Annotated in this window: 18 protein-coding genes; 9 read left to right on the top strand and 9 right to left on the bottom strand. The window is 61.7% G+C overall.

Annotated features, from left to right (window positions below):
* Positions 1–139: 139 nt before the first annotated feature.
* Complete coding sequence (locus AC1DD7_RS23720) at positions 140–1,189, bottom strand: SLAC1 family transporter (RefSeq protein ID WP_477516831.1); 1,050 nt, start codon at positions 1,187–1,189, stop codon at positions 140–142.
* An 89-nt stretch (positions 1,190–1,278) separates the two neighbouring features.
* Here AC1DD7_RS23720 and AC1DD7_RS23715 point away from each other — a divergent pair, with 89 nt between their 5' ends.
* Positions 1,279–1,836 (top strand): TetR/AcrR family transcriptional regulator, encoded by a 558-nt coding sequence (locus tag AC1DD7_RS23715; protein WP_477516827.1) that lies wholly within the window; start codon positions 1,279–1,281, stop codon positions 1,834–1,836.
* Between the two features lie 19 nt (positions 1,837–1,855).
* On the opposite strand, the gene AC1DD7_RS23710 is transcribed toward AC1DD7_RS23715, so the two are convergent.
* On the bottom strand, positions 1,856–2,446 hold the full coding sequence (locus AC1DD7_RS23710; RefSeq protein ID WP_477516826.1) for a mismatch-specific DNA-glycosylase: 591 nt from the start codon (positions 2,444–2,446) through the stop codon (positions 1,856–1,858).
* Positions 2,447–2,524: 78 nt separating this feature from the next.
* Between AC1DD7_RS23710 and AC1DD7_RS23705 the strand changes: the two genes are divergently transcribed.
* The gene (locus tag AC1DD7_RS23705; RefSeq protein WP_477516825.1) at positions 2,525–2,932 is read left to right on the top strand and encodes a VOC family protein; all 408 of its coding nucleotides are present in this window, start codon (positions 2,525–2,527) and stop codon (positions 2,930–2,932) included.
* A gap of 97 nt (positions 2,933–3,029) precedes the next feature.
* On the opposite strand, the gene paaZ is transcribed toward AC1DD7_RS23705, so the two are convergent.
* Both paaZ and AC1DD7_RS23695 read right to left on the bottom strand, forming a co-directional pair.
* Positions 3,030–5,129: a phenylacetic acid degradation bifunctional protein PaaZ gene (gene paaZ, locus AC1DD7_RS23700; protein WP_477516824.1), complete on the bottom strand. Its 2,100-nt coding sequence runs from the start codon at positions 5,127–5,129 to the stop codon at positions 3,030–3,032.
* Between the two features lie 211 nt (positions 5,130–5,340).
* On the bottom strand, positions 5,341–6,045 hold the full coding sequence (locus tag AC1DD7_RS23695; protein WP_477516823.1) for a tyrosine-protein phosphatase: 705 nt from the start codon (positions 6,043–6,045) through the stop codon (positions 5,341–5,343).
* Positions 6,046–6,293: 248 nt separating this feature from the next.
* Between AC1DD7_RS23695 and AC1DD7_RS23690 the strand changes: the two genes are divergently transcribed.
* The 7 genes from AC1DD7_RS23690 to AC1DD7_RS23660 all read left to right on the top strand — a co-directional run bounded on the left by AC1DD7_RS23690 (position 6,294) and on the right by AC1DD7_RS23660 (position 13,684).
* Entirely contained in the window at positions 6,294–7,316 is a 1,023-nt protein-coding gene (locus tag AC1DD7_RS23690; RefSeq protein ID WP_477516822.1) for a LacI family DNA-binding transcriptional regulator, read from the top strand.
* 95 nt (positions 7,317–7,411) lie between these two features.
* A complete protein-coding gene (locus AC1DD7_RS23685) occupies positions 7,412–8,650 on the top strand; it encodes a sugar ABC transporter substrate-binding protein (protein ID WP_477516821.1) in 1,239 nt (412 codons plus the stop codon).
* A 10-nt stretch (positions 8,651–8,660) separates the two neighbouring features.
* A complete protein-coding gene (locus tag AC1DD7_RS23680) occupies positions 8,661–9,686 on the top strand; it encodes a carbohydrate ABC transporter permease (protein WP_477516820.1) in 1,026 nt (341 codons plus the stop codon).
* Positions 9,687–9,693: 7 nt separating this feature from the next.
* Positions 9,694–10,557: a carbohydrate ABC transporter permease gene (locus AC1DD7_RS23675; RefSeq protein ID WP_477516819.1), complete on the top strand. Its 864-nt coding sequence runs from the start codon at positions 9,694–9,696 to the stop codon at positions 10,555–10,557.
* A gap of 27 nt (positions 10,558–10,584) precedes the next feature.
* Positions 10,585–11,361: a ThuA domain-containing protein gene (locus AC1DD7_RS23670; RefSeq protein WP_477516818.1), complete on the top strand. Its 777-nt coding sequence runs from the start codon at positions 10,585–10,587 to the stop codon at positions 11,359–11,361.
* Complete coding sequence (locus tag AC1DD7_RS23665) at positions 11,358–12,491, top strand: Gfo/Idh/MocA family protein (RefSeq protein ID WP_477516817.1); 1,134 nt, start codon at positions 11,358–11,360, stop codon at positions 12,489–12,491. Before AC1DD7_RS23670 ends, AC1DD7_RS23665 begins: the two co-directional genes overlap by 4 nt.
* Before the next feature lie 20 nt (positions 12,492–12,511).
* Complete coding sequence (locus AC1DD7_RS23660; RefSeq protein WP_477516830.1) at positions 12,512–13,684, top strand: Gfo/Idh/MocA family protein; 1,173 nt, start codon at positions 12,512–12,514, stop codon at positions 13,682–13,684.
* Positions 13,685–13,772: 88 nt separating this feature from the next.
* Here the strand turns inward: AC1DD7_RS23660 and AC1DD7_RS23655 are convergent, their stop codons facing one another.
* The 5 genes from AC1DD7_RS23655 to AC1DD7_RS23635 all read right to left on the bottom strand — a co-directional run bounded on the left by AC1DD7_RS23655 (position 13,773) and on the right by AC1DD7_RS23635 (position 18,338).
* Positions 13,773–14,669 (bottom strand): SGNH/GDSL hydrolase family protein, encoded by an 897-nt coding sequence (locus tag AC1DD7_RS23655; protein ID WP_477516816.1) that lies wholly within the window; start codon positions 14,667–14,669, stop codon positions 13,773–13,775.
* 155 nt (positions 14,670–14,824) lie between these two features.
* Entirely contained in the window at positions 14,825–15,421 is a 597-nt protein-coding gene (locus AC1DD7_RS23650; RefSeq protein WP_477516815.1) for a GNAT family N-acetyltransferase, read from the bottom strand.
* A gap of 26 nt (positions 15,422–15,447) precedes the next feature.
* Positions 15,448–16,311 (bottom strand): 3-hydroxyacyl-CoA dehydrogenase family protein, encoded by an 864-nt coding sequence (locus AC1DD7_RS23645; RefSeq protein ID WP_477516814.1) that lies wholly within the window; start codon positions 16,309–16,311, stop codon positions 15,448–15,450.
* Entirely contained in the window at positions 16,308–17,111 is an 804-nt protein-coding gene (locus tag AC1DD7_RS23640) for an enoyl-CoA hydratase/isomerase family protein (protein WP_477516813.1), read from the bottom strand. Before AC1DD7_RS23640 ends, AC1DD7_RS23645 begins: the two co-directional genes overlap by 4 nt.
* Positions 17,112–18,338, bottom strand: coding sequence for a thiolase family protein (locus AC1DD7_RS23635; RefSeq protein ID WP_431116361.1), 1,227 nt, complete (start codon positions 18,336–18,338; stop codon positions 17,112–17,114).
* Positions 18,339–18,444 lie beyond the last annotated feature (106 nt).

The raw sequence follows: 18,444 nt of genomic DNA, 5'->3' as shown, positions 1-18,444 counted from the left end.
CCGAAGGAAAACGCCACAACCAGGCAATCATTGCCCTGGCACGACGCCGCTGTGACACCCTCTACGCAATGCTCCGCGACGGCGCCCTCTACCAACCCCCAACACCCGCCACCACTTGACGAAAAACATAGGGGCACTCTCACATCCGGACCGGTTTCCCCGAACCTTCTCTCATCCTTTGTCGCCGGGCCGTAGCGGCGAGGCGGAAAAACATTGTGATTGATTTTGCCGCAACCAGCCCAACGGCAGTCGTCACGATCGCCAGCACTCCAATCGTCATGACTTCCCAGCCAGCCGGTTTGGCCAGGTGCAACCACGTGATGGCAAGTGCGGCGACACTTGCCAAGGGGAACGTGAACGACCAGAAGCCCAGGGAAAACGGCAAGGCCCGATAGCGCCGCAACAGCGTGAGTTGGATCAAAACCATCAACACCGTTATGGCCGTCAACCCCTCAAACATATGGTCAGGTCGACCCCCGGAGATGGCAAGCCATGCGACCGCAGCGACCGCTGGTGGGGCAATCATGATCGCCAGCGTCGGGGTAAGGGATTCGGGCAACGTAGGTCGAAGCGCGAGTCGCAGGAAGAAAAACACAGAGATCACCAGCCAGAAGAAGACGCCGACGGCGAAACTTCCGACAGCGAGCCAGTCAAGTCCCGTCTGTCTTGCCGTGAGCGCGCCGACGAAACCTGCCGCGCTGGTTGGGAGGAAGTAGCCGCCATGCACGGATTCGAGTGGCAACTCGCCGCGCATCCAGAAGTTCAAAATCCATGCGGCGAACGCGGCGGCAACGGCAATGGAAACCAAGGTCAGGATGGTTCCGGCTATAGGAATGGTGCGGTGCAGCCCTACCCCAAGCAACATGGCTGCAATCGGAAGCAAGGCAGCGAGCGGGCCCTGTGCGAAATGCTTGAGCTGATCGGAGAGCGACTGATCCGTGCGCCTGCCGCGATGGACGTGCACCGCGATGGTCCAAAGCCAGGCAATGGCGGCGATCAGCCAGAATGCTTGCGCAAGTTCCATCGGGGCCTGGAAGGACGAGGTCGCTGCCGACCAGACTTGTGCGAGGCCCGCCAAGCCCAGCGGTATAGCGAGCGTATTCAGGGGGACTCGGGGTGGACGGGAAGTCGCTAAGGCAACAGTGTTCTCCAAGGGCGGGTGTATGGACAAGGGGATCCCATTTCTCACTGCGTAGTGGGTCGAATAAGTGCTCAACAGCGGTTTTTGACCTAGAAGTACAATACCATGGGCGCTACGCTGTTCCCATGGGTAGACCGATGCAATTTGAGGCTGGTGAGGCGGTTAACAGGGCGATGGACTTGTTCTGGCGCCAAGGGTATGCCGGCACAACGCCGCAGGAGTTGGCCAGCGAGTTGGGAATCGGCAAGGGCAGTCTGTACAACACGTTTGAGAGCAAACATGCCCTATTTCTGCGTGCCCTTCAGCGCTACAGTGAGGCCAGACTCGAGTACTTAACCAGCATGTTCCAAGCTCCCGGACCAATCCGGCCGCGTCTCAAACAAGCACTAATTGCACTGGCCGGCGTGGGCGAGCATCAACGCGGCTGTGTCATGGTCAACGCTGCGGCGGAGCTCGGCGCAGCCGACGCCGAGGTGAATCATATTGCGAACGAGCTGTTCTCTCAGATCGAAGCCGTGTTCCGGCAAGCAATTGTGCAAGGACAAGCGTCTGGAGAATTCCGCACCGGTCAGGTCCCCGACACTGTCGCCAGCCAACTCGTTGCGTCCGTTATCGGACTAAGCGTCTTGGTCAAAACAGGCGGGCCCGCCGAGAGGTTCAGCAACATTATCGACGGGCTCATTGACGGACTGTGACGGCTACCAATTGGTCCGGTTAAGGTAGCTGTTCCGGACCAGAAAAGGGTTCGATTCCAGCCGCGACAGCGACTTCACGGTAGGCAGCGGCGAGATCAGCAAGACTCGCGTGCCTGTTCAAGCCGCTCGGATTCGGGAGTACCCAGACCGGGGTACGTCCAAGCGAATCCGGCTGTAGTCCCCAGACCGCCCGCGGCCGGGCAAAAGCAGTCCGATATGCGCTGATTCCCAATATCGCCACGATTGCTGGGGTGATATGTTCTACCCGCGCAGATAGTTCTTTGGCTCCAGCAAGAAGTTGCTCGGTGGTGAGTTCATCCGCCCGCGCCGAAGCTCCCGCAACTATGGACGTGATTCCAACGCCCCGCTCCAGCAGATGATTGAGGTCCTCGGGGCGGAACCCTTCCGAGGCATCGATCCGACGATCGACGATGCCGGCTCGAAATAACGCTGGATAGAAGCGATTGCTGCCGCCACCGAAGTGCGCCTGCACCGCAACAGCACGCAGGCCAGGATTGATGCCGACGAACAGAAGCCTCGTCTGGTCTGAGACTAAATCCGGCAGGGTTCGGCCTCGAAGAGCATCGAGCTCAGGCCTGCTAAATCCCATTCGTCCACCCTAGGACATTATTCGTAAGATCCTTCCGGAGCCCCCGAGCGTAAAATTTTCAGCGTAGGAGGTGGCCAAATGCATCTAGCCCTTAACACAGCCACAACCGTCCTGCCTGTCGATGACCTGAGCCGCGCACGAAAGTTCTACGCGGAAAAGCTTGGTCTTCCGCATCGTGGCAGGACATGGGACGGAAATGATCTATTTGGCAACGACCGCGGCCCCATGCTGCAGTTGTTGCCGGTCACGGACGGTAAGCACTCCGGTCATACCGCCCTGAGCTTTGAGGTCGAGGACATCGAGCGGACTGTTGCGGAGATGGAAGCCCAAGGCGTCAAGTTCCAGGATTACGACGAGCCTGATCTCAAGACCGATAACCATATTTGCACCACGGATGCCGAGAAGTGCGCTTGGTTCATGGATACCGAGAACAACGTTCTGTGCATCCATGAGACGCTCGGCCAACAGGCCGAATACCAGCTGTAACCGGCCCTATAGACGAAGCGCGTCCCCCTGCCTGGGGACGCGCTTCGTCGTTATGTGAGAGAACAACCGTCGGAAACCGTCGGGATGTGAGAGAAGGTTACTTTTCCACGAGGGTCAGAACGTCGTACGTGGCTACGATTTCATCGTTCTGGTTGGTGAGCACCGCGTCCCAGGCAACCTCGCCATATTCGTCAGTCTCACGCGGAGTGATCTTCTTGGCGGTCAACGTGACGCGGATGGCGTCGCCGGCCGCCACGGGCGTGATGAAGCGCAGGTTCTCCAAGCCGTAGTTGGCCAGCACGGGACCCGGCGCGGGCTCCACGAACAACCCGGCAGCCCAGCTCAGGAGCAGGTACCCGTGCGCGACGATGCCCGGGAAGAACGGGTTGGCCTCGGCTGCTTCCTGATTGGTGTGTGCGTAGAACGTATCGCCCGTGGAGTTGGCGAAGGCCGTGATGTCCTCAAGGGTCACCTGGCGCAGATCGGAACGAACGGCGTCGCCGATCCTCAGCGTCGAGAGGTGCTTCCGGAAAGGGTGCTCGCCTTCGGTTTCCACAGTGAAGTTACGGTCAGCGCCCGTGTGCCATTGACCGGTGACAGCGGTGAGCATGTTCGGCGAGCCCTGGATGGCGGTGCGCTGCATGTGGTGCAGGACGGAGCGGATACCGCCCAATTCCTCGCCGCCACCTGCGCGGCCAGGACCACCGTGGACCAGGTGCGGTACGGGTGAGCCGTGTCCGGTGGAGGACCGCGCGTCCTCGCGGTTGAGCATGTGGACGCGGCCGTGATGCGCTGCGATTCCGAGCACCAGCTCCTGCGCCACGGAAGGATCGTTGGTGCATACGGACGCCACCAACGAACCGGAGCCGCGGGCCGCGAGGCGGATGGCGTCGGCGAGATCGTCGTATCCGATCACTGAGGAGACGGGGCCGAAAGCTTCAAGGGAGTGGACTTCTTCGGCTTCTGCGTCGGCCCAGTTGAGGAGTACCGGCGACATGAAAGCCCCGTCTTCCACCACACCCACCGCGCCGCCAACCGAGGTGACCGACGGCGAATCGAGGGACCCGTACGCAAGCTCACCACCGGCGTCGAGCATTGACTGAACGGCCGCGCGGACGTCGGCGAGCTGCTCCAGCGAAGCCAGGGCGCCCATGGTGACGCCCTCGGCACGAGGATCACCAACCACCACACGCTCGTTGATACGCGCACCGATGGCGGCAGAGACGTCGGAAATCAGCTCCTTCGGGACGATCACGCGGCGGATGGCGGTGCACTTCTGGCCGGCTTTGACGGTCATTTCGGTGACGACAGCCCGGACAAACGCGTCGAATTCGGGAGTGCCGGGAACGGCGTCGGGACCAAGGATCGCGGCGTTCAGGGAGTCTGTCTCACACGTGAAACGGACACCACCCTGGACCACATTGTGGTGGCCCTTCAGAGAGTTGGCCGTAGACGCCGAGCCAGTGAAGGAGACGAGGTCGCGGTAATCCAGCTCGTCCAGGATGGTCCGGGCGGAGCCGGAAATCAGCTGAAGGGATCCCGCGGGCAGGATGCCGGACTCGACGATCGCCTTGACGGCGGCGGCCGCAACGTAGCCCGTGGGGGTGGCCGGCTTGACGATGGTGGGAACTCCGGCCAGGAAGGCTGGCGCGAACTTCTCCAGCATGCCCCAGACCGGGAAATTGAAGGCGTTGATCTGCACCGCAACACCAGGAATGCGGGTATAGATGTGCTCACCGGCGAACGAACCATCCTTGGAAAGCACCTCCATCGGCCCATCCACCACAACCTGCGAGTTGGGCAGTTCACGCCGACCCTTGGACCCAAACGTGAAGAGAACGCCGATGCCGCCGTCGATGTCGATCATGTTGTCGATCTTGGTTGCGCCGGACTGCGACGAGGACTCGTACAGCTCTTCACGCCGGCCGTTGAGGTACATGGCAAGCTCCTTGAGCTTGAGCGCACGCTGGTGGAAGGTCAGCTTTCCAAGTTCCGTTTGGCCGGTGGTGCGTCCGTAATTTACGACGGCGGCAAAGTCCAGTCCGTCGGTGCTGACGTTGGCCAGGACTTCTCCGGTGCTGGCATCACGGACCGGGACGGTTTTGGCGTCAGGAGCCGGCGTCCACCAGGCATCCTGGACGTAGCTGGGGACGGTTGCAACGGCTGTGGTTTCCGGGGCGACTGCGGTAGTGGTCATCGTCGACGGGTCCTTCCAAGGCACGTGAAATCGGCTCGGTCATTGGGTCTGCGGGAGCGCAAACATTACTGACCGGCCGTTCGGTAATATATACAGGGTACATGAATGCCCGGAGGAGTACAGCAGCAATTTTGTCCTTCTCTCACATACCGCCCGATTCCGGCCATCGTTCTCTCACATCCCGCCGGATTCCGGCTATCGTTCTCTCACATCACCGCAGCTTGGCCCGGATCGCCGCCACTTCTGTATCCGTGACACCATTTCGCTCCAAGAACGATTCGACATCCAGCGAACCCAAGAATGTCCGCACGCCCGCACGCTTCTGCTCCAACCAGGCCTCAAACTCCTCGTCCGAAAGGTAGGGATCGTGCGCGTGGGGTGCCCCGTGGGTGCGGTGCCGCTCATTGATCCCCCGTGCCGCCAGCTCGTAGCCGCGCAGGATTTCGTCATCACCAAGACCGGCCAAACGTTGCAACATGAGTGCGATCACCCCGCTGCGATCCCTGCCCGCCGAGCAGTGAATAATCACCTTGCCGTGCGCGGCCGCGATGGCCTTGAAGACGGCCGCGATCTTGTCCGCAAACAGCCTCACATACTCGCCGTACTGCGCCGGGTCTTTCAGGTACGGGCCGAAGAGCTCGCCGAAATCGCTATGGGCCGGGTCCTCGGTGGGGCAATGTACGACGTCGATCCGAGCCTTCACGTCGTCCGGCACGTCGGGATCGGTGTCGCGTTGCCGCCGCTCGCCCGAGGCGCGCAAATCGATGACAGTGCGGATGCCGTCGTCGTACATCTGGTGCCAACCGGCTTCGGTAACCCACTCGTGGCGACCCATCCTGTACACGTCCCCCGCGATTCGCCAGGCGTTCACGGCGCCATCCCAGTGGACGCCTAACTGCGATGCTGTCCCGTCCATAGGAGCCAGCTAAGCACATTCGCCTGCAGTGATGTGAGAGAAGAACTGCGGAAAGCGGGGAGGAAATGAGAGAACATCGGACGGAAGGGCACTGGATGTGAGAGAGGAAGGGAAGGGGGTATTGCGCGGGGCGAGTGACTCATGTCATACTCATTCTCGATGCGCATCGACGATACGTATCGACGAACACGAAACACAACAACAACCACAAGTAAACCGTTCAGCAGAGAGCGCGAGGAGGCCAGGATATGCCCACCAGCAAGGACGTTGCCCAGGCCGCCGGCGTTGCACAGAGCACGGTTTCCTACGTTCTTAGTGGCAAGCGACCCATCTCCGAGAAAACGCGGAAAAAGGTGGAGGACGCCATCCAGCAGCTGACCTACCAGCCAAATGCCGGAGCCCGCGCGCTTGCCAGCCGCAGGACCCGCGTGATCGGCCTCGTCATCCCTTTCATCCCCGAGTTGCACATGGCATCGATCATGGAGTTCGTCTCCGTGATCGCCAACACCGCCCGCCTCTATGACCACGACATCCTGCTGGTCACCGAGGATGAGGGCGCGCCGGGGCTGCAGCGCGTGGTGGGCCAGCAGATCTGCGACGGCCTGATCCTGATGCAGGTGGAAGGCGACGACGAACGCCTCCCGGTAGTCCGCAGTCTGCACGTTCCTGTGGTGCTGATCGGCATCCCGCATGATCCTTCCGGACTTGTCTGCATTGATGCCGACTTTGAAATGGCCGGCGAACAGTGCGTCCAGGACCTGGCAGCTGCTGGCCACACCGTAATCTCCGTCCTGGACTGGCAACCGGAGGTGGTTGACCGCCACGTGAACTACGTGGAACGCTTCATGTCCGGCACCAACAAGGCCGCGGAGACCCTAGGTGTCAAGGTGCTGCACCTTCCCGGAGGAACGGACCGCGAGGTGATCGCGCAATCCGTGGACAAAGCCTTGGCGGAGACCACTGGAGTACCTGCGTTTATCGCTCCGGATGGCACCGTTCAGGACGTTCTTCGACGCGTCCTGACCAGCCGCGGCCTGACCCCTGGTACGGATGTATCCGTCATTGGCAGCGCCTCCCCCACCCTGGCTGAGCTTCAGCCCATTCCACTTTCCACCATTGACCTCCGCCCGGCCGAAGTATCCCGCCGCGCGGTGAAGATTATTTGCGATCTCCTCGAAACCGAAAACCAGGGACCAACCGAATCCCTGGAATTGGTACCCACGGTCATTACGCACCGTGCCAGCACGCTCCGTCCACCCCACGGCAGCTAAACCCTCTCAAAGCACCCTGCACTCCAGTTTCCGAATTCATCGATACGCATCGTCGATACGCATCGATAACTCACCCCAGAAAAAAGGAACAGACAATGAAGTCAGCACAAAGGACACCCCGTCGTCCTCTTGCCCTCGCCGTCGCTGCATTGGTCGGCCTTCCCTTGGCCCTCTCAGCCTGCGGGACCTCCACTGCAGCTTCGTCCTCGGAGGCCGTCAAGGAAATCTCCGTGATGGACTACTACAACAACGAGCCGGACAAGTCCTTCATCGGCGACGCCCTGACCAAGTGCGGCACCCAGGCAGGTGTCACCATCAAGCGGGAGACCGTCCCGGGCAAGTCCCTGATCTCCAAGGTGCTGCAGCAGTCCTCCTCCAAGACGCTTCCGGACGTGCTCATGCTGGATAATCCGGACCTGCAGCAGATTGCCGCCACCGGTGCTTTGGCTCCCTTGTCAGACTTCAAGATCAGCACGGACAACTTCGCAGAGGGTGTCCTGAGCGCAGGCACCTATAAGGACAAGGTGTATGGCCTGGCTCCCACCGTGAACACGATCGCCCTGTTCTACAACAAGGACATCCTGGACAAGGCTGGAGTAACCCCGCCCACCACCTGGGATGAGCTGAAGGCAGCCTCCGCCAAACTCACCGCCGGCGACCAGTACGGGCTCGCGTTCAACGCCAACCCCACGTATGAAGGCACCTGGCAGTTCCTCCCGGTCATGTGGTCAAACGGAGGCGACGAGAAGAAGATCGATACCAAGGAAACCGAGCAGGCACTGCAACTCTGGACCGACCTGGTCAAGAGCGGCTCCGTCTCTTCCTCGGCCCTGAACTGGACCCAGGCCGATGTCAAGGACCAGTTCATGGCCGGCAAAGCAGCGATGATGGTCAACGGCCCTTGGCAGATCCCGGCCCTGGATAAGCAGCCCACTCTGCAGTACGGCGTGGTAAAGATCCCCGTCCGTGAAGCAGGCCAAACGTCCGTTGCCCCGCTGGGTGGCGAAGTATGGACGGTCCCCCAGACCGGCAACAAGGCACGCCAAGCCAAGGCCGCGGAAGTGGTTGCCTGCCTGAACAGCGACGAGAACCAGATGGCCATGGCCAAGGTCCGCAACACCATTCCTTCCAAGACCACGTTGGCGGAGAAGTTCGCCACCGAAAACCCGAAGCTCGCTACGTTCACTGAGCTGATCAAGACCGCCCGTGCCCGCACCGGCGAGCTCGGTGCAGAATGGCCCGCCCAGGCAACCAAGATCTACACCGCAATCCAGACAGCCCTGACCGGTAACGCCTCCCCGGCCGATGCCCTCAAGCAAGCGCAAGGCCAGTAAGCAGCGAGCCATGTCATTGACAACAGATTTGTCGCAAACAGCGGCTCCTTCCAGCGGAAAAGCCAACGCAAAGGCCAAGGCAAAGACCAGCCGCAAGCACGGCCGCCCGGCAGGCTCGCCTACAGAAGCGCAGACACCACGACGGCGGACCCGCCAACGCCGCGAGCGCATCTTCCAGTGGCTCTTCCTGGTACCCGCAGTGGTCTACATGGCGCTGTTCTTCGGCTACCCCGTGGTCAAGAACGTCGTCATGAGTTTCCAGGACTACACCACGGCCACCTTCTTCACCGGAGAAGCCCCATGGGTAGGGTTGGCCAACTACGTAACTGTATTGTCGTCGTCGTTGTTTTCCACCTCGCTGCTGAACACCGCACTGTTCACGGTGGGTTCCATCCTGGGTCAGTTCGTGATCGGGCTGGCGTTGGCGATCTTCTTCCAACGCAAGTTCCCGCTCAACGGAATCCTGCGGTCGCTGCTACTGCTGCCCTGGCTTCTACCGCTGATCGTTTCGAGTGCCGTGTGGCGTTGGATCCTGGACAAGGACAGCGGAGCGCTCAACCGTTTTCTGGGCGATCTGGGCATCATCAACACAGGTGTTCCCTGGTTGACCAGCACCTCCTTGGCGCTGATCGCTGTGGTGGGGGTGAACATCTGGATTGGCATCCCGTTCAATCTGACCATCCTCTACGGCGGCCTGCAGGAGATCCCGGACGAGCTTTACGAGGCCGGGTCCCTGGATGGCGCCACGGGTTGGAAGGCGTTCCGGCATATCACGTGGCCGATGCTCCGTCCCGTGGTGAGCGTGGTGCTGGTGCTCGGCGTCGTCTACACCCTCAAGGTGTTGGACATCATCCTGGGCCTGACCAATGGCGGCCCGGCGAACTCGACCCAGACCATCGCCACCCAGTCCTACGACCTCTCCTTCCACGAATTCAAATTCGGCGAAGGCGCCGCCCTGGGCAACGTGCTGGTGATCATTTCCCTGGTGTTCGCGGTCCTGTACCTGCGGGCAAGCCGACGCGCTGTGGATGAGTGAGGAAACCATGACAACCGTACTGAAAGCACCCACGCTCCGGCCCAGCAGAGCAAAAGCGCCCGCGAGCAACCGCAAGAACTGGGGCTACACGGCGCTGGCCATCTTCTTCCTGGCCATCATGCTGTTCCCCGTCTACTGGATGATCAACGCCTCCCTGCAGCCAAACGGCACTACCTTGGAAACCTCGTGGCTGCCCTTGAAACCCGACTTCACCGGCTATGCCACAGCCATCAGTGAGCAAGCCGGAAACCTCGGCACGAGCCTGATCATCTCCCTGGGCAGCGTGGCATTGAGCCTGGCAATCGCAGCCCCGGCGGCCTACGCGCTGGCCTATTTCAAGGTCCGCGGCGCAGGCGTTGTCCTCTTCGCCATCCTCATCAGCCAGATGATCCCGGGCATCGTGGTGGCCAACGCACTGTACACGGCGTACAACGACCTCGGGCTGCTCAACTCCATTCCGGGCCTGATCCTCGCGGACTCGGCACACGGAATTCCGTTCGCCATCCTCATCATCCGGGCGTTCATGAACGGCATGCCGGCGTCCGTGATCGAGGCAGCGCGTGTGGACGGGGCGGGGCACGTCCGGGCGTTCTGGTCGATCGTGATTCCCCTCAGCCGGAACTCGCTGATCACTGCAGGACTCTTTACGTTCCTGTTCGCCTGGAGCGACTTCCTGTTCGCCCTGACCCTGACCACCACGGAAGCGGTCCGCCCCGTCACCCTGGGCATCTTCCAGTACATCGGCGCCTACGTGAACGACTGGAGTTCAGTGATGGCGACGGCGGTCCTCGCCTCCATCCCGGCCATCGTCCTGTTGGTAGCGGCCCAAAAATACATCGCCGCGGGCACCACCGGCGGCGCGGTCAAGTAGACCCCCACTCATCAGAAGGAAAGAATCATGCCTGAAAAAAGCAAGCCCATCCGCGTCACCGTCTGGAGCGAAAACCGGCACGAGAAGCGGGACGAACTCGTAGCACGCCTGTACCCGGAAGGAATGCACGGCGCCGTCAAGGCGGGCATCGAGGAGAACCTGGGTTCCGGCGTCGAGGTCCGGACGGCGACCCTGGACGAACCCGAGCATGGCCTCACTGAGGAAGTCCTCGAGAACACCGACGTCCTCACCTGGTGGGGGCACATGTCCCACGGCGACGTTGAGGACGAAATCGTGGAGCGCGTCCACCGCCACGTACTCGCGGGCATGGGCCTGATTGTGCTGCACTCCGGGCATTGGTCCAAGATCTTCACCAAGCTCATGGGCACCACCTGCACCCTGCGCTGGCGCTCCGAACACGACCGCGAACTGGTATGGACCGTGGACCCGACCCACCCCATCGCCAAGGGCGTGCCGCACCCCATCGTGATCCCTGAGCAGGAGATGTACGGCGAATTCTTCGATATCCCCACGCCAGAGGAACTCGTGTTCATCAGCTCGTTCAGCGGAGGCGAAGTCTTCCGTTCCGGCTGCACGTTCCGGCGCGGACACGGCAAGATCTTCTTCTTCAGCCCCGGTGACCAGGACTACCCCGTCTATCACCACAAGGACATCCGCCGGGTCATCGCCAACGCCGTGGAATGGGCAGTCACCGACCGTCCCGAGCGCGCCGTCCCTGAGCTGCTTCGCTACGAAACCAACGACTTCTTCAACGGCAAGAGCTACCAAGGAGCAAACGCGTGAGCACGCCTTTCGCCACAATCCCCGACGACGGCACTCCCCTTCGCGTCGTAGTTGTGGGCGCCGGGGGCATGGGCCGCGCCTGGCTTCGAACCGTTGAGTCGTCACCATTGGTTGAGCTTGTGGGCATCGTGGACCTGGACCTTGCCACAGCCTCTGAAGCGGCAGCTTCGCTGGGCCGTCCCGACCTTCCGGTAGGTGCCGGTACAGCGGCACTGGCGTCCGACGTCGGAGCCCAAGCGGTCATCAACGTCACCGTTCCTGCCGCGCATCATCCGGTCACTACCGAAGCACTTGCTGCGGGCCTCCCGGTCCTTGGCGAGAAGCCCGTGGCCTCCACTGTGGCGCAAGGGCTTTCTTTGGCGGCGGCTGCTGAGCTTCACGGCCAGTTGTTCATGGTCAGTCAATCCCGGCGCTACAACCGGCAGCTCTTTGAAGCCAAGCGGCTGTCCGGGTCCTTGGGTGCTGTTGGCATTGTCTCTGCTGAGTTCTTCAAAGCGCCGCACTTTGGCGGATTCCGCGATGCCATGGACCATCCCCTGCTGCTGGACATGGCGATCCATCAATTCGACATGGCCCGATTCCTGCTCGACGCCGATCCCGTCACTGTTTTCTGCGAGGAGTACAACCCCTCGTGGAGTTGGTACCGCGGTGATGCCGGGGCCACGGCCGTGTTCGACATGACCGGCGGCGAGCGCTTCGTGTTCAACGGAAGCTGGTGCAGCCCGGGCCAGGAAACTTCGTGGAACGCCTCGTGGCGGATCAGCGGCGAGCACGGCACGGTCTTGTGGGATGGGGACAATGAACCTGTTTCCTCTGTTCCTGTCTCCGGCGATACCGCCAGTTCTGAGGATCCGGGCCAGGAAATCGCTGGCTCCCTGCGCGACTTCGTATCTGCGGTCCGCACGGGAAGCACCCCGATGGGCCAGGTGCACCGCAACATCATGAGCCTGGCCATGGTGGAGGCGGCCATCCTCAGTGCGGCCAATGGCACCCGGGTTTCCGTGGACGCGCTACTTGAGGACTCATACCAACAGGCACTCCTTGCCGAGCGGGACCCCACCGTTTTGGAGGTCTTGAAGTCCTGGACCTCGGTTCGCAGTGCGCTTGCGGGGGAAGGCATTCGGCTGTGACGCGGAAGCTGCGGGTAGGCATGGTGGGCTACTCCTTCATGGGTGCCGTCCACTCGCATGCCTGGCGAACGGCGCCGCGCTTCTTCGATCTCCTACTTGCGCCCGAGCTGACGGCTCTCGCTGGCAGAAATGCTGCCGCTGCTCAGGCGGCTGCGGACAAGCTCGGTTGGGATTCCGTGGAGACGGATTGGCGTCGTCTGATCGAGCGCGATGATATTGACCTGATCGATATTTGTTCCCCCGGAAACACGCACGCCGAGATAGCGGTTGCAGCCTTGGAAGCGGGCAAACACGTGCTGTGCGAGAAGCCCTTGGCCAACAGTGTGGCTGAGGCTGAGAAGATGACCGCTGTGGCATCGTCGGCTGCTGAGCGGGGCGTGTACTCGATGTGCGGTTTCACGTATCGCCGAACTCCTGCACTGGCCCTTGCTAAGCGGATGGTGGACGACGGCCGGTTGGGCGAGCTCCGGCACGTCAGGGCCCAGTATCTCCAGGACTGGTTGTCCGACGCGGACGCTCCCCTGACGTGGCGTCTGGACAAGTCAAAGTCCGGCTCTGGTTCGCTGGGTGATATCGGTGCCCACAGTATCGACGCTGCCCAGTGGATCACCGGGTTCAACATCACGGGGGTTTCGGCCCTCATGGAGACGTTCGTGAAGGAGCGGCCGATCGGCGGTGACTTCGTAGGTCTCGGTGGGCACGGTGGTGCAGATGGTCCGCGCGGTCCAGTAACTGTGGACGACGCGGCGATCTTCACGGCCCGTTTCGGCGGAAAGACATCCGGGGCCGGAAAGACATCCGACGCCGGCCCGATCGGCGTGTTCGAGGCGACACGGTTTGCCCTGGGACGGAAGAACGCCATGCGGCTGGAACTCAATGGCACGCTCGGCTCGTTGGCTTTCGACTTCGAGGACATGAACTCGCTGTCCTTCTACGATGCCTCCGACGAGGACGCCGGTTTCCGGCGGGTCATCGTGACGGAGCCATCGCACCCCTACGTCGGGAACTGGTGGCCCACCGGACATGGCCTGGGCTACGAGCACGGATTCACGCATCAAGTGGTGGACCTCGTGAACGCCATCGCTGAAGATCGCCAGCCGGAGCCATCCTTCTCAGATGCTTTGCAGGTACAGAAGGTGCTGGCGGCAGTGGAGGCCAGCGCCGAAGCTGAGAGCCGCTGGCAGAAGGTGTGAGCTGGCGTCCGGCCTGCATGAACGCTGCGAACCCGCTGTTTCGTTGTTGGCCAACAACGAAACAGCGGGTCGGCAACGTCTTTGGGGTCTAGCGCTTGGCGAGCTGAGTCAGCTTCACCGAGGAGAGCAACGCTGACGCGTAAGCCTGGTGTCCGGCATCGTTCGGATGGAAGTTCGCGTCCAGAAGCGGCCGGGTGAGATCCAGGACGATCCACGGATTGTCCGAGTTGACCGCGTGCCCGAGGAACCGCTTGGTCACATCGATAAACACCGCGTTGGTCCCGCTCTCTTCGACAGCCTTTGCAATGGTTGCGTTGAGAGCATCAATGGCTATATTCACCTGGATTTGGTTCGCGACCGGCACCACTGTGACGCCACCAATAACGATGTCGCCTTGGGACGGATCAAACAAGCGCGGATAGCCAAGAACAGCGATGACGGCGTCCGGGGCCGCCTGTTGGATGGCCTGGTACGTGATCTCAAGTCCGGACTCGATCACAGGAAGATTGGCGATGATCCCGGAAACGGTGGCAGCGCATAGTTGGGTATTCGGCATAGAGCAGTTCTGCAAAGCGAGCAAACTGCCAGCGTCGAGCGCACCAGCAGTGATACTGACCAAGTCAGTGTCACTGTTCAAAGCTCCCCCGCTGAGTTCTGCGATCTGTTGCGTCACGGACTTCGAAGTCCCCACTGGGAGAAGAAAAGCGCCGTGACAGGCTGCGTTTTCAACCAACGTCACACGAGGTGAGGCGTCTACGATGTCAACGTATCCACCTTCGCTTTGCCAACACGGAATAGGCGGGAAGGGACCCGAAAGATCCCCCGCACCCGTCCCCGCAGTGTACGAATCACCGAGTGCCACGTACGTGACAGGTGGCGGCGGCGCGGCGGTCACCGGACTGGCAGTGAATCCTAACGTGAGTGCCAGGGCGGCGAGTCCGCCTGCAAAAGCCAAGTGCCGGCGTCGTGCTCGATGAGTTGCCATGGTGCTTCCCCTTCATACCGCTCTTTGGGGCTCCGGTGGTCCGTCAAAAGGATCACTTCGCGGCTCGCCCACCCGTCGGCCGCGTACGGGGCAATGTGTTGGCAAGACTACGCCGGGCAGGCATGCGGGAGAAGACCTTGACAGCAACGCCTGGGCTACACCCCGTACCTGGCCAGCCTGAACTCCAGGCCGTTCCGCACCGCCGGCCATTCGTGTTCCAGTATGGAGAACACCACGGTGTCGCGGAGGGTGCCGTCCGTGCTGCGGGAGTGGTTCCGCAACACACCGTCCTGCTTGGCGCCGAGGCGGGCGATCGCGTCGCGGGACTGGTGGTTGAGCCAGTGCGTGCGGAATTCGACGGCGGGGCAGCCAAGGGTTTCAAAGGCATGCTGAAGAAGCAGCAGCTTGGAGTCGGGGTTGGTGCCTGTGCCGTGCGCGGACGCTGCGTTCCAGGTGGAGCCGATCTCGACGCGCGGTGTGGCGGCGTCGATGTTCATGTACGTCGTCATTCCGATGACCTTGCCCGTGCTGTTGAGCCTGGTTGCGAAGGGCAGCATGGAACCTTGGGTTTGCAGGCCAAGCCGCCGCTCGATCTCGGCAGCCATACCGTCCGGCGTGGGTACGGACGTGTACCAAAGCTTCCAGAGTTCGCCGTCCTTGGCCGCCTCCACAAGGTCGTCGTGGTGTTCCTGGCTCAACGGTTCCAGCGTCACGAATTTTCCGGTCAGGGTAATGGGCTCAATCGAGGTCACCCGGCTAGCCTAACGCGCCCCGGGCTTCAGTCGTTCCAGTCGAAGAAACCCTTGCCCGTTTTGCGGCCAAGTTCCCCGCGGGCAACTTTGTCCCTCAGGATCTGCGGCGGAGCGAAGCGGTCACCCAGCGTGGACTGCAGGTACTCCGCGATGCCCAGACGAACATCAAGACCCACGATGTCCGTGGTCTTGAGCGGCCCGGTGGGGTGCTTGTACCCGAGGACCATCGCGGCGTCGATGTCCTCCGCTGATGCCACACCCTCCTCAACCATGCGCATGGCTTCCAAGGCAATAGCCACGCCCAGCCTTGAGGACGCAAAGCCCGGCGCGTCATTAACGACGACGGCGGTCTTGCCGAGTGCCTCGGTCCAGTTCTTCGCCGCTTGGGCAAGTTCGGGCGAGGTCTCTTTGGCCAGCACCACTTCGATGAGGGTGGAGGCGGGCACCGGGTTAAAGAAGTGCAGTCCGATGAAGTTGGCTGGCCTCCGGAGTTCATTTGCCAAGCCCGTGACGGACAACGATGACGTGTTCGAGGCAAGGAATGCATCTGCGGAAAGGTGGTCCTCCACCGCTTTCAACGCGGACACCTTGAGATCGTAATCCTCGGGCACAGCTTCTACCACCAGTCCGCAGTGGATGAAGGATTCATAGTCCGTCGACGTGCTGAAGCGGGCCATGGCTTCTTCAGGGGTTTCGCTTAGGGTGCCACGGGCAGCGGACTTGGCCACAGCATCTGCTACACGGCCCTGCGCTCCGGCGGCTGCCTCGTGATCCCTCTCCACCACGATCACGGTGGCCCCCTTGGTCAGGAACGCATGTGCGATTCCCGCACCCATCCGGCCACCGCCAAGGACTCCAATAACGTGGGGAATCGCGGGAACGCTTGTCATTTTTGGGTCCTGTCGTCGTTGGCAGAAGTTGAAGAGGTGGCGGCCTTCGCCGATTTCTTGTCCAGGAAAGCCTGCATCCTGTCGAATTTGGCCTGGGATTCGAAGAGAATCCCCTGGGCAAGGGTGTCGATCAACGGGTGTGCTTCCGCAGGAGCGTGGAAAACGGACTTGGTAATGCGGACCGCAAGGGGGTCCTGGCGGCCGATCCTGTCAGCAAGATTGTGCGCGGCTTCCATGAGCTCAGGGGCCTCGTGAATCTCGGTGATCAGGCTGATTCGCAGCGCTTCCTCTGCCCGCAACACGGCGCCAGCGAGGAGGATTTCCTTGGCTTTCGGTTCACCCACAAGCTCCTTGAGCCGCCAACTGGCACCGGCTGCAGCAAGGATTCCTAATCCTGTTTCGGGATTGCCAATCCGGACACTGGGGGTCCCGATCCGGAAGTCTGCCGCGTAGGCAAGCTCCGCACCGCCGCCCAGGCAGTAGCCGTCCAAAGCTGCGATGACGGGCATGGGCAGCTTGGCGATGCGCATGAAGATAGTCGAGTTGATCCCCCGCAATGCGTCATCCCGCCGGCGTTCCCGGAGCTGTCCAATGTCCGCGCCCGAGGCGAAGACGCCGTCCGTGCCCGCGATGATCAGGACCTTGGGGTTGCGCTCCAGTTCGGCACAGACGAGGTGAAGCTCGTCCACCATGGTCTGGTCGATCGCATTGCGTACTTCGGGACGGTTGAGAAGAACAGTGAGCCTGTCGTCACGTTCCTCGAGGAGAAGGGTGCTGAAGTCTTCCTGGTTCAGTGCCATTTACACGCCTTCCAGCAGCATTGCCGTGCCCTGGCCCACGCCGATGCACATCGTGGCAAGGCCAAGCTTCGGTCCATTGTTGCTGGCAAGCTCCCGCTCCATGCGGCCCAGAAGGGTAATGGCCAGACGTGACCCGCTGGAACCCAGCGGGTGCCCCAAACTGATGGCGCCGCCGTCGTTATTGACGATTCCCGGGTCCAGCCCCAGGCGCCGCATGCTGGCAAGGGATTGGGTGGCAAAAGCTTCGTTGAGTTCCACTGCGCCGAGCTGGTCCACGGTAAGGCCAGTGCGGGCAAGGACCTTCTGAGTTGCCGGGACAGGACCGATGCCCATGATTTCCGGCTCACAGCCCGCCGAAGCGCCATCGATGATGCGCGCGCGAGGGGTCAGGCCGAACTTCTTGATGGCTGCCTCAGAGGCGACGATGATCGCGGAGGCGCCGTCATTGAGGCTGGAGGAGTTGCCCGCGGTGACGACGGAGCCACCGGGGACTACGGGCCGAAGCCCAGCCAGGACATCCATGGTGGTGCCTTCGCGGGGACCTTCATCAGTGTCCACCACGGTCTCGGACTTGCGGGTCTTCACGGTGACCGGAACGATCTCGTCCTTGAACCGGCCGCCTGCAATGGCTGCCAACGCGAGCTCGTGCGAGCGGACAGCGAAAGCGTCGGCATCCTCGCGGGAGATGTTGTCCACGCGGCCCACTTCCTCCGCGGTTTCAGGCATGGAGTAGGTCATCTTGCCGTCACGGGAGAGCTCACCCTTGGTGAAGAGCGGGTTGACGAAGCGCCAACCGATGGACGTATCGAAGATCTGGCCCGGCTTGGCGAATGCAGCGGTGGGCTTCTCCTGCACCCAGGGTGCCCGGCTCATGGATTCGACCCCACCGGCCACCACGATGTCCGCGGCGCCGGACTTGATCATCTGGCTCGCCATGATGATGGCGCTCAGGCCCGAGGCACAAAGCCTGTTAACTGTGATGCCCGGGATGTGGAGGGGAAGTCCCGCGAGGATGGTCGCCATGCGGGCTACGTTGCGGTTCTCCTCACCAGCGCCGTTGGCGTTGCCGAGGATTACCTCATCAATGGAGTCGGGATCGACGCCGGCACGCGCCACTGCTTCACGGACCACCAGCGCGGCGAGGTCGTCAGGACGGACGGAGGACAATGCCCCGCCGTAACGACCAACCGGCGTCCGTGCGCCGCCAACAAGAAAAGCCTCGACCATGAGAACATCCTTCGCGAAGTGAAAGGGACCGGCCAGGGAATAATATACCGACCGTTCGTTCTATAAAGATTACACGGCCTGCCGTCCGGGTCAACAGATGAAGCCA

The sequence above is a fragment of the Paenarthrobacter sp. 10L412 genome (assembly GCF_056395565.1).
Note: the sequence above shows the minus strand (reverse complement) of the source record. Positions and strands in the feature narration are given on the sequence as shown.